Source organism: Candidatus Sulfotelmatobacter sp. (assembly GCA_036500765.1).
GTDB lineage: Bacteria > Acidobacteriota > Terriglobia > Terriglobales > Acidobacteriaceae > Sulfotelmatobacter.
Genome location: DASYBM010000008.1, coordinates 66287 through 80508 on the forward strand (window position 1 = coordinate 66287; position 14222 = coordinate 80508).

General features: G+C 59.1%; 14 protein-coding genes. 1 reads left to right on the forward strand and 13 read right to left on the reverse strand.

What is annotated here, in order from left to right:
* Positions 1-70 precede the first annotated feature (70 nt).
* A complete protein-coding gene (gene sucB, locus VGM18_12115; protein ID HEY3973744.1) occupies positions 71-1498 on the forward strand; it encodes a 2-oxoglutarate dehydrogenase, E2 component, dihydrolipoamide succinyltransferase in 1428 nt (475 codons plus the stop codon).
* Positions 1499-1652: 154 nt separating this feature from the next.
* On the opposite strand, the gene VGM18_12120 is transcribed toward sucB, so the two are convergent.
* From VGM18_12120 to VGM18_12180, 13 genes are all read right to left on the reverse strand, one after another.
* Positions 1653-1937 carry a hypothetical protein gene (locus VGM18_12120; protein HEY3973745.1) on the reverse strand — a complete coding sequence of 95 codons (285 nt, stop codon included), beginning with the start codon at positions 1935-1937 and terminating at the stop codon, positions 1653-1655.
* A gap of 119 nt (positions 1938-2056) precedes the next feature.
* Entirely contained in the window at positions 2057-2524 is a 468-nt protein-coding gene (locus VGM18_12125) for a hypothetical protein (GenBank protein HEY3973746.1), read from the reverse strand.
* Entirely contained in the window at positions 2521-4863 is a 2343-nt protein-coding gene (locus VGM18_12130) for a hypothetical protein (GenBank protein HEY3973747.1), read from the reverse strand. The genes VGM18_12125 and VGM18_12130 overlap by 4 nt, the downstream gene beginning before the upstream one ends.
* A 109-nt stretch (positions 4864-4972) precedes the next feature.
* A complete protein-coding gene (locus VGM18_12135) occupies positions 4973-5974 on the reverse strand; it encodes a hypothetical protein (GenBank protein HEY3973748.1) in 1002 nt (333 codons plus the stop codon).
* Positions 5971-6540, reverse strand: a complete 570-nt coding sequence (locus tag VGM18_12140) for a hypothetical protein (protein ID HEY3973749.1) — start codon at positions 6538-6540, stop codon at positions 5971-5973. Before VGM18_12140 ends, VGM18_12135 begins: the two co-directional genes overlap by 4 nt.
* 162 nt (positions 6541-6702) lie before the next feature.
* Complete coding sequence (locus VGM18_12145; GenBank protein HEY3973750.1) at positions 6703-7110, reverse strand: hypothetical protein; 408 nt, start codon at positions 7108-7110, stop codon at positions 6703-6705.
* Positions 7111-7166: 56 nt separating this feature from the next.
* Positions 7167-7793 carry a hypothetical protein gene (locus tag VGM18_12150; protein ID HEY3973751.1) on the reverse strand — a complete coding sequence of 209 codons (627 nt, stop codon included), beginning with the start codon at positions 7791-7793 and terminating at the stop codon, positions 7167-7169.
* Positions 7794-7950: 157 nt separating this feature from the next.
* Complete coding sequence (locus VGM18_12155) at positions 7951-8922, reverse strand: hypothetical protein (GenBank protein ID HEY3973752.1); 972 nt, start codon at positions 8920-8922, stop codon at positions 7951-7953.
* A gap of 282 nt (positions 8923-9204) precedes the next feature.
* On the reverse strand, positions 9205-9642 hold the full coding sequence (locus VGM18_12160) for a hypothetical protein (protein HEY3973753.1): 438 nt from the start codon (positions 9640-9642) through the stop codon (positions 9205-9207).
* Positions 9643-9706: 64 nt separating this feature from the next.
* Complete coding sequence (locus tag VGM18_12165) at positions 9707-10420, reverse strand: hypothetical protein (protein ID HEY3973754.1); 714 nt, start codon at positions 10418-10420, stop codon at positions 9707-9709.
* Between the two features lie 198 nt (positions 10421-10618).
* The gene (locus VGM18_12170; GenBank protein ID HEY3973755.1) at positions 10619-11932 is read right to left on the reverse strand and encodes a phage portal protein; all 1314 of its coding nucleotides are present in this window, start codon (positions 11930-11932) and stop codon (positions 10619-10621) included.
* 298 nt (positions 11933-12230) lie between these two features.
* On the reverse strand, positions 12231-13043 hold the full coding sequence (locus VGM18_12175; GenBank protein ID HEY3973756.1) for a DUF3037 domain-containing protein: 813 nt from the start codon (positions 13041-13043) through the stop codon (positions 12231-12233).
* A 52-nt stretch (positions 13044-13095) separates the two neighbouring features.
* Complete coding sequence (locus VGM18_12180) at positions 13096-13899, reverse strand: HipA family kinase (GenBank protein ID HEY3973757.1); 804 nt, start codon at positions 13897-13899, stop codon at positions 13096-13098.
* Positions 13900-14222 lie beyond the last annotated feature (323 nt).

Here is a 14222-nt window from a genome sequence, read left to right on the forward strand (position 1 = left end):
GGCACAGCCTAGCGCAGCTCGGGCTTGTCCCTCGCAGCCGACCAACTCCGCCAAACGCTATAATATTCGCTTGCGCCGGACCCGAATCTCCAAATCTTGGGCCCCGCGTGGAAGGAAAATCATGCCGACTGACATCATCATGCCCCAGATGGGCGAGTCCATCGTCGAGGGCACTATTACCAAGTGGTTGAAAAAGCCTGGCGACAAAGTTCAGCGCGACGAGCCTCTCTTCGAAATCTCCACCGACAAAGTCGACGCCGAAATCCCCGCCCCAGCCTCCGGTGTGCTCCAGGAAATCAAGGTGACCGAAGGCACCACGGTGAATGTGAACACGATAGTCGGAACCATCGCAGCAGATGGCGAAGCCGTCGCAGCTCCCGCCAAGTCGGCCGCAGCGCCACCATCAGAAAGAGCCACCGCGAAATCAGACAGTAGCGCCGGCGTCCCGCCGGCTGTCGCGGGGGCGTCCCGCCCGCGCACCCCGGAGCCGCAACCGGCGCCGCCCACTGCTCACGACGACGAAGAAGAGACCCGCTCCTCGCCCTTAGTCCGCAAAATCGCCCGCGAGCACGGCGTCAATCTCTCCCAAATCTCCGGCACCGGACTCGGTGGCCGCATCACTAAACAGGACATCATGTCCTTCATTGAGAATCAGGGCTCGCAGCCGGCTCATGTCGAGACGGCAAGTGTGGGGAGAGCAAGTGTGGGCACAGACCGTGTGGGGACGGACGCATTCGTCCGTCCCGCCGAGCGCAGCGAAGCGCCGGCGCCCGCCGCGCGTCCCGCGCCCTATCCCGGCGACGTCGTCCCGATGTCGAACATGCGCAAGCTGATCGCCAAGCACATGATCGAGTCCCGCCGCAGCAGCGCCCACGTCCACTGCATGTACGAAGTGGACTTTACCCGCATCGTCAATTTGCGCAACAAGCACAAAGCCGGCTTCGAGCAGCGCCACGGCGCTCGCCTCACCTTCATGCCATTCTTCGTGCGCGCCGCCGTCATGGCCCTGCAGCAGTGGCCGATCATCAATGCGTCTCTCGACGGCGACAACATCCGCTACCACCGCCACATTAATATGGGCATCGCCGTCGCCCTCGACTGGGGACTAATTGTTCCAGTCCTGAAAAACGCGGGAGACCTTAACTTCCTCGGCCTTCAGCGCGGCATCACCGATCTCGGCGAGCGCGCCCGCACCAAGAAACTCAAGCCCGACGACGTCGAGGGTTCCACGTTCACCATCACCAACCCCGGCCAGTTCGGCGCCGTCTTCGGCCTGCCCATCATCAACCAGCCCAACTCCGCCATCATGGGCGTCGGCGGCATCACCAAGCAACCCCTGGTCATCACCGATAAAGACGGCACCGACTCGATCGCGATCCGCTCAGTCGTCCACCTCACGCTCGGCTACGATCACCGCCTGATCGACGGCGCAGTCGCCGACCAGTTCATGGCGCAAGTAAAGAAGAATCTCGAAAACTGGAACGAAGAAGTCGGCTAAGATGCGCCCGTAAGAATCCGGGACCCCATTTCCCGCGCGTCCTTTGCGCGAGAAGTGGGGACTTTGATTTTGGCCGGCACCGGAGTTACCTGGCTACACCATTCTTTCGCGTTTCTTGCGAAGGGATGGGAACTCCACAGCCGAAAACCAAAAGTTACTGCCCCGCGACCGTCGCCTTCCCCGCATCCTTAGCCCACGCTGACGCATTCAGACACTGCACCACCCCGTCCACCACCATACTGATCCCGTTCTTGAATTTTTCCGGATCAACAATTTCGCGCGCCGCAACCGCATCCACAGTGGCGAGGGCATTCTCCAGAAACGACATGGCGGCATTTTTTTTCTCCGACCCCGACTTGTTTCCAAACAGCCCCTCAATCCCGTTTACCAAAGCGGGTACAAAAGCAATTCCCCTCAATAACTGATTTACAAAATCCATGCTGGTTTCCCTTTCGCACTGAATTGAACGCAAGTCCGCTCTCCGCATCGATCTGACCCGGAGCGTTCGCTAATAACATGTCGTTGAAATTCGACGCCGCTGGAATTCCCAGCGCCAGACTATTGCTTCGGAGAACTTTTCTTGCTCCCGCTGTCGCGCGCCTGAATCAGCATCTTGATCTCCGCTTGACCATCTCGCAGTTCTCCGAGTTGAACTTCAGTCCGTATCCGCGACTCGGTATTCGTCGCCGCAATCTGTTCCAATCGCACCACTCGTGCCCTTGTCGCCTCGATCTCGCTATCTTGCCGCGCGGTGCTGCGGGCTTCTTGAATCACGTAACCTGTAATAGAAAGCGCGATCGCTCCCAACGCGATCAGCGCGCGGCTGTCAAATTTAACCAGCCGCTGATCCCGCACCGCCTCGAGTTTCTGATCCCACGACTCCTCCAGACCCTCAGTCAAACCTTGCACCTCCGTCAATTTGCTGAGCACTTCAAGCTGAAAGTCCTTTGCTGTGTACTGCAGGGGCGCCGGCTTCTCGGTGCCTCCACGCTGGCGTGATCTGCTGAGTGCGCTTTCGCCATTCATAACGGATAATCCACATGCAGCGCGGCCGAATATCTCGAATATTGCGGCGGCGATGCCGAGTTATACAACCGCAGGAAATACGTCTGCGTGCGCGCCAGTCGCGCCAGATTGAAGGTCTGTGCGCTGAACCGTCCCAGCAGATTCCGGTCATTCGAAACGCCCCATCCATAATCGTGCGCGCGAACCTCCACGCCAAGTCCGCCGCTGATCGCCATTCCAACATCCACCGATACCGTCGTCGAAGTCACCTGCGTAATCTCGGCGCCCGTCAAATCAGCCAGATAGTAAGCTCCAACCTGCGTCGTCGCAAGACGCACTGGCATATCCTGCAGCGGAATGATTGTTGCGCTCGCCTGATCTTGCAGCGCAAGGGGCGCTGCCAGATCGTTCGCAAATTCGATCGTGTACATGCCTCGATCATCCGCCGGATCGACGATCTCAATGCTCACGGTTCGTACAATCGCGCCAAACACCGCGTTGCGCGAGGTAATATTCACCGCCAAACCGTCTCCCGGAAAAATATCCGCAGCTGCGCCTGGAAGAAAATCGCTCCAGATCTCGTACCTACCCATCCAGGCGAGACCCCCGGCATCATCCAGAATCGCCAAGGCCGCGTTCTCGCAATCCACCTGGGTGCGCGCGCTCGGAGCCTTAATCGCTCGCACAATCCCGCGCAGCCCGTCGTCGGTTCCGCTCTGCAGGCGCGTAACACTTGCGCTATTCTCTACTTCGGCCACCGCCCGGCCAGTTCCTCGGTAACTGGCCACGATCAGCGTGTTCAGCACCGGCACATACTGCGGATAAAAATCCAGCGACGTGGAGCTCGCAATCTCGCACTCCGCCCCATCCGAAATCGATCCAACCAACTGCGTCACATAGCTTGATGACGGCAGCGCCGTTCGCACTTCCGCCAGCGACAGGTGAGTCGCGTACGTATAAGCGATGCTGCACTGCATACTGGTCGAGTTCACCAATGCATACGTGCAGAATGCCGCCGCATTCGCGACAACTCCGTCGTACAACACGGTCGCAGGCGCCACCAGCGTCGCCTGGTTTGCCGGATCGATATCCTGCAACTCCAGCACAAACCTAACATCCGCCGGCACCGCCGCTCCGCCCCATCCATTCCCCGCCGGATGCAGCGACGAGTGAAATGTCTCTTCCGATCGGTACACCTCCATCGAATAAATGTAGGTCGTAAGAACATACCGATGCCCCGCAGTCGTCGCGACTGCCGTCCCAGTCGGCGCGCCACCAATCAGTGCCTGTATCGTCGATCCACTTCCCGAAGGCAAGATCTGAAAGCCCGACAGGCAGCCCGCTACTGAGATCGCCCCCGTATACAGTCCGCCTATCACTCCGGTGGAAGATGCAGAGAAGCTAACGTCTCCATGCTGCAACTCCAGCGCACCGCCGAGTTCGATTTGTTCGATGAACTCAACTGTGGTCTGTCCATCATGCCCGGTTCCACCGCTCACCTGCAGAGTCTGCGCACCCACCGAAATCGCAGACGCCGGATCGTTCACCACCCACGTGGTGGCGTCCAGCCCCGGCCCGAGATATTCCTCGTCGATCAATGCCGGCTTGCTCTGCGCAAACGGCGTCTGTGACAAATAGAATCGCAGGCTCAGCCCATCTCCCGCAAAATAATCCCGCACATACGCCTGCGGTTCCATTTGCCCAATCGCAGTCACGTCGTTAACCAGCATCTCCGGGCAAACCAGCGTCAGCCCCAAGGGCGAGAAATTAACGTCGCTCTCGTTGACTGCATAAGTCGCCGCGCCCACTGGAGCCAGCAGCAATGCCGCATTCATAGCGCGGTAGGCAGCACGCGCTGCCAGCGCAATCTCCGCCGCATGATACGAAAATTTCTTCTGCGGATTTACCGCATACGACGCCAGCGTATCCACATCCTGCACGGCGCTCGTATCAAACAATCCCGGCCTCAAGTCTTCCGCCAACTGCTTCAAAGCCCCACCTGCGCTCCGCTCCACAAACGGCGCCCGATTGGGCAGCGCCTTCTGATCGAGCAGCACCTCATCACTCTCCGCAATCACGTCATAGCGATACACTGCCCCCGCTTCGCCAAATCCCAAGTATTCAAACTGAGGCGCTTGCGTCAGATATCCCGTGAACACGAACGCCCCGCTGTTCTTGGTCAGCACTACTCGCGCCCCCACAACCGGCGTCACAAAACCAGCCGGCGTTCCCAACAAGGTGCATTTCAGCACACTCGGCTGATTGATCTTTCGCTCCATCCGAGGCGCTATCGTCCCATCGAGCGCACCCGTATAATCCACCGCACCTGCCCCCTGCAAATTGTCTATAGTAAGTTTCATAAAAGTCGTAGAAAGCGAAACCCAAGCACAGCAATCCTCAGTGCCCCTCTGTGCCCTCTGTGGTTAAGATTTTGTTCTTGAATTCCGGAAGCCGAGAGCCGGCAGCCCTTCAGTACGCCGCCGCCATCCCCGCCGGAAAGTAACTCCGAAAACAAAGCACCGACTGCCCATCATTCGTATCCGTGTAAGGCAACGCCAGAAAAGAAGCCCGCAGAGCAAATGCCGAGAGCGGTTTCTGAATCACGGCGATGTCCTCTCGAAGCAACTTCCCCGCCGGCGCCTTCACGCATCCCGCGCTCAGCCGCGGATAGTAAAAGCACACCCGTCCACCCGATTCCGCTTCCCCCACAAACAGCGCCGACCACTCCTGAAAAAACGATCCGCCTTCCCGGTCCACAAACGCCACCACCACTTGCGCCGATGCTCCCACCGCCGGCACTCCACCCAGCAATGGCTGAGCCAGCACGACAGACGTTGACGTAACCTCCGCCACGCGCCCCACATTGAACGTCACCCGCCGCACATAGTTCGGATCCTGATTCACCGCCGCCGGACTGCTCACATACGCCGCCGCAATCCCCGAACCCACATAACCAATCTGCTGTTGGTAGTCGAGATCGACGGCAATCAACTCGCCGACCGAAAACGCGCTTGCCACTCCCGAACCAAAAACCAACACGCTCGCCGTCGATCCCGAAAGCACCGCCACCGCCGGCTCCGGCGTCCCACCCGACGGCTCCGGCGATGTGCTCGCCGACGCTGGCGCCAGCACATTCATATGCTCCGACCCGCCTGCCAACGCCATTTGCAGCTTTCCCCACTGCCGAAAATCAAACTCGACTCGCGCCTCGAGCGGTCCCCGAAATTGCGCCGCCGGCAGCGTCCGCGCTCCCGATCGCACAACGTCGGTCGGCGTGTCGTACCAGCGCTCGAAGTTCTCCACCCATCCCAAATCCAACCACGGAGCCGGAGGTGAGTCGAGCAGAAACGCCGCATTCTGCCCCGGATCGAAAATCGTCGGCGTTTCCGTCACTCGGTTCACCGGCGCGAAGTAAGCCCGCATTTGCCGGATCACCGGAACCATTGCCGCGCGCAACGGAGAAGTGCTCATAACAAAATCACCTCCGAGTAGAAGTACATCGTCAGCCGCGCCTTGCGTTCGACTCGCGCGTCCTGCTGCGTTTCAGCCTCGTCCGTCACTCCGCTCTTCGCGCGCTCCGGAAACGAAATGCGGCCCCAGAACAGCCCCGTGCCCTTCCCTTCCGAAAAAGACGGCTGCCCCCAAAACACGGTCGTCCCCAAATCTGCGCTCGGCGATTGCGTATAGTCTCGCTTCTCCGTATTCGGGGGCTGGCAAATCCCGAGCAGTTCATCATCCAGTTCCGCCAGCAACCTTCCGCGGTCTACCATGCTTTGCACCGAACCCAACGTGTAATACGAAATCACTACGTTCAGGCTCATCAGCGCCCCATTCCCGGCGTGTCCCTCGATCACATCCGCCGCGCCCCATTCGATATAAAACGCATTCGGCGACGGTTCCGCCGACGACGGCACCTGATTCTCCACCACCACCACCGCCGGAATCGTCGCCCCATTGATCGTGATCGTCCGCGCCGGATTCAACGCCGCCAGCCGCTGCTGCAGCGCCAGAAAAAAACTATCCTTAGCAAATTGCATTTCACCCAGCTTCTAGCTACTAGCTTCTAGCTACTAGCTCAATGTGTGTTATTCGTTGGACCCTTCAGGAACCTGTCGCGACCACATCGCAGCCTTGGTTTCACAAGAGGAATGTGTTCGCAGATAAAAAAGCTAGCAGCTAGGAGCTAGAAGCTGCTCTTCTCACTCCACCGCCGTCACCACATAGAAGTAAGCTGTGCCCGCGAAATTCTCCGGCACCACGGTTTCGATGTGAAACAAATCCGACCCGTACATCAGCCCCAGCACAGCGTCAAACAACTCCTCAGCCGTTCCCAACCCTAGCGCGGGAAGCTGATCTACAATCACCGACGCCGACAACGTGAACTCAATCCGCCGCCGCGGCCCAAGATTTCCCGTCTCCAATGCTCGCGTCACCACCGGGGAAATCAATACCTGCTGCACTCCCGGATCCACCAGCCCCAATTGCCCCGCCGCGTCGGCAGCGCTCGCTGTCGCCGGCAACAACAAACTCACGGTGTCGCCGCCCAACGCTTTCAACAATGCATCCGCAGCCCGCACCAGTGCCGACCCACAAATTCCGCCCCCCATGGCTTCCTCCCTCGTTGTGTGGCGCGGGCACTCCTGCCCGCGAGAACTCACGACCTTTACAACCCCTTAAACGCCACGTACGGCTCCAACAAACTGCGGACCATATCGTCCATCAGCGTGTCCCCGAAATAATCCAGCCGCACCCGATCGATCTGCCCCGATTTCACATTCAATGCCGGCGTCACCTGCGCGTTCTTCACAATCTGCGCGCACGCCACTTTCACTCCGGTCGGAATCGTCGACAGCCCCGCGTTGTAAACCACATCGATCTCGTTGAAAAACAATCCCAGCGCATTCACCGGGAACGTCAACTCTCCGGCGTCCGACCAAATGTCGATGGTCGTCGGATCGATCGTTGTCCACATTCCTGGCAACGCGAACACCAGCGCGAACTCCAGGCTGACATCCGGATAGGGCCACTCCCCTCGCCGCGGAATCCCGTAGCGTCCTTGCAGCGTAACGATCGGCGTTGTGAGTGGCGCCACCGTCACCATCGGCAGATAGCTAACCCGTACCGTATTCAACTCCGGCGGCATCTTCAGTCGCTCTTCATACTGATTCACTCCCAGCGTCGCCCGCCGGCAATGCGCGTCGATAATCGCCGACGCCGCCTGCACCCACGATGGGTCCGTCGCCGCATCCAGCCCGTACGCCAAATATTCCGTAGTATCCAAATAGTTCATGCGACCTCTCTGCGAAAAAAATGTCGCTGGTCGTTAGTCGATAGTCGTTAGCAAACCCCACCGATCCCTCAATCCGTGCCGCGGGTACTTCGGGCTAACGACAAACGACCAACGACCAACGACTCGTTTACTGGCCACTGACCACTGGTCACTGACCCTAGTTATGCACCTTCACTTCGTAGTGCGCGAAATTCGCCCCCTTCACCACCGGAGCCCCAAACTTCACGACAACCTGCTGTTGCGTCAACGCGCCCGGCAGCCCGAGCTTGAACACTCGCGGATTCGGATCGGTCAGCCAGTGATACTCGATCAGATCCTCGGTCACGATGTAAGCCGGCAGCACCGCATTTCCCGATCCCAGCGTTCCCGTGTATCCCAGAGCCCATTCCGGAATCAGCGGCAACTCACCCGCCTGCGTCGTCAGCGCCTTCACTCGGAATCCGCCCGTGATCTCCATCGTGTTCAGGACCACGTTGAACTCCGCCTTCATCTCCTGATCGATCAGATCGAGCAGCATCGGATTGGCATAAATCGCCGTCGGCCGCACTTGATACGACGAGTTCGAAACCATCTGTGCGATCGTGGTCTTGAACCCGTTCACGATGCTCGCCCCCGCCGCAATCGAGACCGTGTTCCCGCCTGCTTCGATCTGCCCGATTGCGCCGAAATACTGCGGCGTCGTCGGCACGCTCAGCGATGTGTCCGTACCGTTCCACAGCGCGACGTCGTGCGTACGCAACAGCCCATCCACCGCATCCGCCAGGTCTTTGGCCTGCAAGTAAGCGAACTGGCTCTGCTGCGCCGTCACTTCCAGATCGAACAGGTTGTAGTTGATCTGCGACACCAGCGCCTTCAGCGGCACCGCCAGCTCAATGCGCGTCGGCGATGTGACCACCGGAGCAATATTCCGCGGATCCATAAATCCCTGCGCCGCCGTCGGAGACGCAATGGCCGTCTCCTCAAAAAACCGCGACGGATGCCCCGTAGCCGGCACCTGTTTGATCCTCTGTCCGAAAATTCCCCGCCGCCGCACGATGTCGAAAATTTCCGTCTGATACCGCTCCACTTCAACCGCGCCGGGCCCAATGTAGTCCGCCGCCGCCATCAAATCCACAAATCGTCCGTTCATGTCATCTCCTAAGTGTGATTTTTATTTCCGTACCTTAAAACCTCTGTCATCCTGGGCAGTCGAAGGACCCCCTCTCACTCAAGCAGCACTCACGGTCCCCGCAAGGAGTTCTCTCAACGAAACCGGGTGCCCCATTTCTCGCGCGTCCTTTGCGCCGAGAAGTGCGGATGTTCTTCAGCCTGGCTCCCCAAATGCCCAGCCCCGGAAGACCCACAGAAAAACAAAAGGCACGACCAGTGTCGTGCCCACCCCAAGAGCCGGAAGCCGAGAGCCCGAAGCCCGCTACTCGATCATCCCCGCCCGCGCCAATTCCGCCTTCACCGCAATCCGCTGCTCCAAACTCAAACTCTGCAGCGTCTTGTCCAACACGCCCTTGTCGATCTTCTCGCCGAACTCCGCCTCATTCTTCGCCAGAATCGCCGACACCATCGGAGGCAAAGTCTTCCGCGCCATCCGCGATGCCTGCGCCCTCAAATCCGAATTCGATTTCTCCAACTCGGCCACACGATCCTGCAACTGCCGCGTCGCATCGTTCCGCTCGGATTCGTGCCCCGGTTCATACGACCCGCGCTCATCCACCGCCGCCACGATCTGGTCCACTTTCGCGTTCAACGCATCCTGCTGCGAATCCAGCCGCCCCAACACGCGATCCAACGATTCAGCCGCACTCGCCAGCCGCTCCGCCGTCGCCATCAACTGCTGCGCCATCTCTTCATTCATATTTTCCTTCTCCTCTGTGATCCTCTGTGCCCTCTGTGGTTAACAATTTGTTCAGCCGGCACGACTACGAATTTTCCAGTTCAATCCACGTATCCTGATAAGCCGCCTTGTCCTTCCGCAAAATCGCCGCCCCCGTAAAAGTCACCTTCGTCAAAATCCACACGCGCGATCGGTTATCGAGCAGACTTACGTCAGCCACCTCATACGACATTCCGAGAGGCCCCGCCCCCCCAGCCGCAACCAGAGATTCAGGCCCAGGCTCACTCGAATCCGCGCGGATCGAAGTAGTCAGCCCCCGCAACCGATCCACCGCCGCCGCCAACGACGCCCTCAAATTCGCCCGATCGGTCCAACGATGCTCCCTCGTCGTTTCCGCCACCGCCTGCATCCCCCTCCCCTGGCTCGTTCTCGGCAAGCTCCCAACCCGCCGCCCAGATTTCCCAATCTCCTCCACGATTTCGGGAAAATCTTTCGCGTAGAGAAATCCCCCTACCTCCAGATTCCTCCCCACAACGTCCGCGCTTGTGATCACTCCCACTTTCCGTCGCACATCATGTCGGTCAAACGACGGGGCATAATCCAGCGCCATCCCCAGCAGCGACGGCAATGCCGCCTCCGCCGCAGCTCTCGTGAGCACCACCCGACGCCCCTTCGACCCCGACGGCGCCCTCTGCGAGGGCACATCCACCACCGTCAACACTCCCCGAAACCCCGCCCGGTTCGGATGCCCCTCCACCCTTGGCATCACCACCGCCATACTCTCCAATGCAATCGTCATCACCACCCCACTTCCATTGCTTAGAAAATTGTTCGTTGCTTGTCATCCTGGGCGAAGAAGTTGTCTCGCATGTGCGAGACAACTTCGCAGTCGAAGGACCCTGCTATCCCTTATTCAAACGATGCAGCCGCAGGGAGCTCTCTTGTGTTATCCATAGCCCGTACGACCGGAAGCCGGAAGCCGAGCGCCGGAAGCCGCCTACTCCAAATCCCCCAACCCCCGCATCCTTCGCACCTCGTTCACCGTCAACACTCCCGTCTGCAACAGAATCTGCTGAATCTGCACTTCCTCCATCGGATCCGTCGCATCCACATCCGCAAACACAAACTCCAAATCGTTCCATCCCAGCTTCTTCGCAATCGCATCCCGCGTCAGGGACTCCGCCAGCAACCGCGCTGTCGGCACGATCGCCTGCCGGAATGCCAACTCATTGAGTTCCTCCGCGGTGGAGCGATTCACGTCACGCTCCACCCCGAGATAAAACGGAGGAAGGTCGAAAGCATCCGCGACGACTCGCAGCAAAAACTCCTGCCACTGCAGTCGTAAATCCGCGTCGGTGCCGCCACCGAACCGCAGCACCTCCGGTTTGCTTTCGGCCGATAGGATGGGCACTTTCCCCGTGCCCTCAATCTCGTCCTGCCACCAGCGAATCAGCCGCTCGTGATGTTCCGGCGTCAGATCCTGCAGCCACAACGCATACTGCACCACCGAGTTCGACGCCAGCCGCGACGCGTAGCGGTTCGCCCCCATAAATGCGGTGATCGTTTCAAACGCCACCTCCAGCCGCCCCAGCCCAAATGGCGTGCTGGTCCTGGGATTCAGCCGGATATAAATCAACTCGTTGTCATCCAGCTTGATTTGCGACTTCGCACTCGACTGCCCCGACCCCGTCACCTGCATATACCGCTGCGACTCCGGCGACCCATCCCATTCCAGATTCATCCGAATCGTCGCCCCATCCACAGGCCACAACACCAGCGGCGGTTGTGGAAGAGCGGGTGCCTCGCCCGTCCCCGAGCGCGTGGGGACGGACGCATTCGTCCGTCCCGCCGAGCGCAGCGAGGCGTGCAGCTCCCATGAAGGATTCACCTGCACCTCCACTGCCCCAAAACCGCCCACAATAATGTCTTCCAGCACCTGCTCCGCAAACGACCGAAACGAATCGTCCGGATTCGGCGCCTGAAAATTGTCGGTGAGCAACCGCACCCGAGCCGCCCCATCCGGAATTTCCCCCAGAGCGTACCCCTGGCGCGGCTGAATTCTCCACCGCATCCCCGCGATCCGATCCTTAATACAGTTGATCGCCCTTCTCGCAATCGGTAGCTCCGAAAATCGCCGCAAGTTATACGGAGTCGGTTTCGGCAGCGCCTCCGCCAGCGGCCCGTAAGAATTAAAAATCGACGGCAGCGCCGAAGTCCGCCGCAGTTTCACCAACCGCGCGTCCGACACTCCCACCGCCGACACTCCCGCCATCCGGCGCCAGGCGCCGCGCAACGTCTCTGTAATTTTCATGATTGTTTTCTCGTTTGCCGCAACTCTGTCATCCCGAGCGAGGATGATCGTTCACGAAGTGAACGATCACCGCAGTCGACGGACCTCGTGTTTCCATCATAGGTCGAGCGAATAAAACGGTGTCCCGCCCAACAAAAAAAGCTCCGCCGCAGCGGAGCCCTCATTTTTCATCCAAGCCCTGTTGTCATCAAACCAGCATTGTCATCCTGAGCGAAGCGAAGGACCTATGTCTTTCGCTTGTGCGACCCACGAACCCGCATTTCGAGTCCCCGGATCGGTTTCTCCTTCCGAGTTCCACTCACACTCCCAACTCCCGCCGCGCCACTTCCGCAATCATCGGCATCTCCGCCGCAACCGCGATCCGAATCCTCTCCTCTTCCATCATACTCAGCGCGAATTGAATCGCGTCCTGCCCACGATCCAGATCATCATCAATCACCGCCGTCAACGTCGGAGTCAAACTAGTCTTCGCCGCCATCACCGGCAGTATCCTCGGATACCGCGCCGCCAGCGTCACCGCCCCCTCAACATTCGCCTTCAACGACACAGCATGAAAAATCTTGAGTTCCCTCCCCGTGTTGTACGCCATATCGAACTGAAACGGATCTCCCACCTTCGTGTACGGAGCCACTGGAACGGGTTGCAGCATCTTCGCCACGCCCGCCCGCTCGAATGCATCCCGCATCGCCGCAAGAATGCGGTGCCGTCCAGTCGGAACACGCGACGCTCCCGCAACTGGAGATTCGTAAACATACATCGAAGCCAGCGTCTCGATTTCAACCGCCGGCAACTCCGCCAACACTTGCATCGGTCCCGAAAGTTGAATCACATTTGAGAACGAATCTTCCATCTTCTTAAGCAGAGTGGCCTGATCTTTTATTTGCCCCACTTCCGATCGAATCTCCCGGATCAGCGCCTCCAGCACTTCCACATCCGCGTGAGGATCCATACATCGCACGCGCCGCCAATCCCTCGCGAATCGCACATCAGCGAACGCCGCTCCGTTGGGCTCGTCATTGAATGTCAGCACGCCAAAATTGACAAATTCCCCCTTCACCGCGTCGGGCACATATCGCAGCAAGAAAAACTCAAGTTGTCGCCGATCCGCCATTATTTCTTGTTCTTCCTCTGTGTTCTCCGTGCCTGTAGTGAAGAATTTTCCGTTAAGCTTGTTCTTTCCACCCCGGAAACGGCCTCCGCGGCGATATTCGAAATGCCTCGATCAACTCCCGCACCCTCCCCCGTCGCGCAATCAGCGCCCGCGCCAGCTTCTCCAACTCCTCATCCGCACTCTCATACCACTCCGGAGGAATCCCGTTCACCAGATCCCAAACCACGCTTTCGTCCATCCGCTCGACATTCGACAGCCAGGGCTCAAATGATTCCCATCCCCGCACGTTCTCGTAAACTTCATTCCGCGCGTAAACTCCGCGCAGCGGATAATCCGGAAAATTCCATTCCCCCGCATTAAAGCAATATCCCTGATCGATAAACGACGCCGTGTACTTCTTCTCCCGCGCCTTCCGCCAAAACGCCGCCTGCCGCCCGTTTGCGTTCCCCGTCCACTTATCCACCACCAGCATTCCCGCAAACGTCTCCAGATTTCTCACCAGCCCAAGCATCTCCACCGGAAGATAATCCAACACCTGTCCCTCCAGCGGACTCACCACATACCGCGACCCAAATTGTAGTCCCGCCTGGCACCGAATCGTATTGTGCGCCAGTTGAATGCTCAACTCCGCCGTATGTTCCACCAGCCATTCATCGACTTCAACCACTTCCGTCATCGGCACCGGCAATCCCGCACGCTCCGCCAGCCGCGTCGCCAGCATCTCATTCGCCAGCACCCGCAAATGCTGCGGATTATTCCGGAACTTCACCACATAAAAATTTCCATCCGAGCAGCGCATCAAGTGCCCCTGCGCCCCGCCCCGCATCCGCCGCACGTGTTGGACCGCTTCCACCATTCAAATTCATGTAGCGACAGCCGCCTCGGCTGTCAGTCCAGCACGGCCGAGCCGTCCCGTACCCATTTCTCGCGTGTCCTTGCGCGAGAAGTGCAGACGTTGAACTTCCTCTGTGCTCCTCTGTGCCCTCTGTGGTAAAAGGTTTCGATCCGCCCACCACAAAGCCGAACATCTTACATCACCCGCCCTGATCCCCGCTGTGACGGATGAACATCCCCGCATACTCGTTTAGCATCGTCAAACCGACGACCGACGACCGACGACCGACGACCGACGACCGACGACCGACGACCGACGACCGACGACCGACGACCGACGACCCG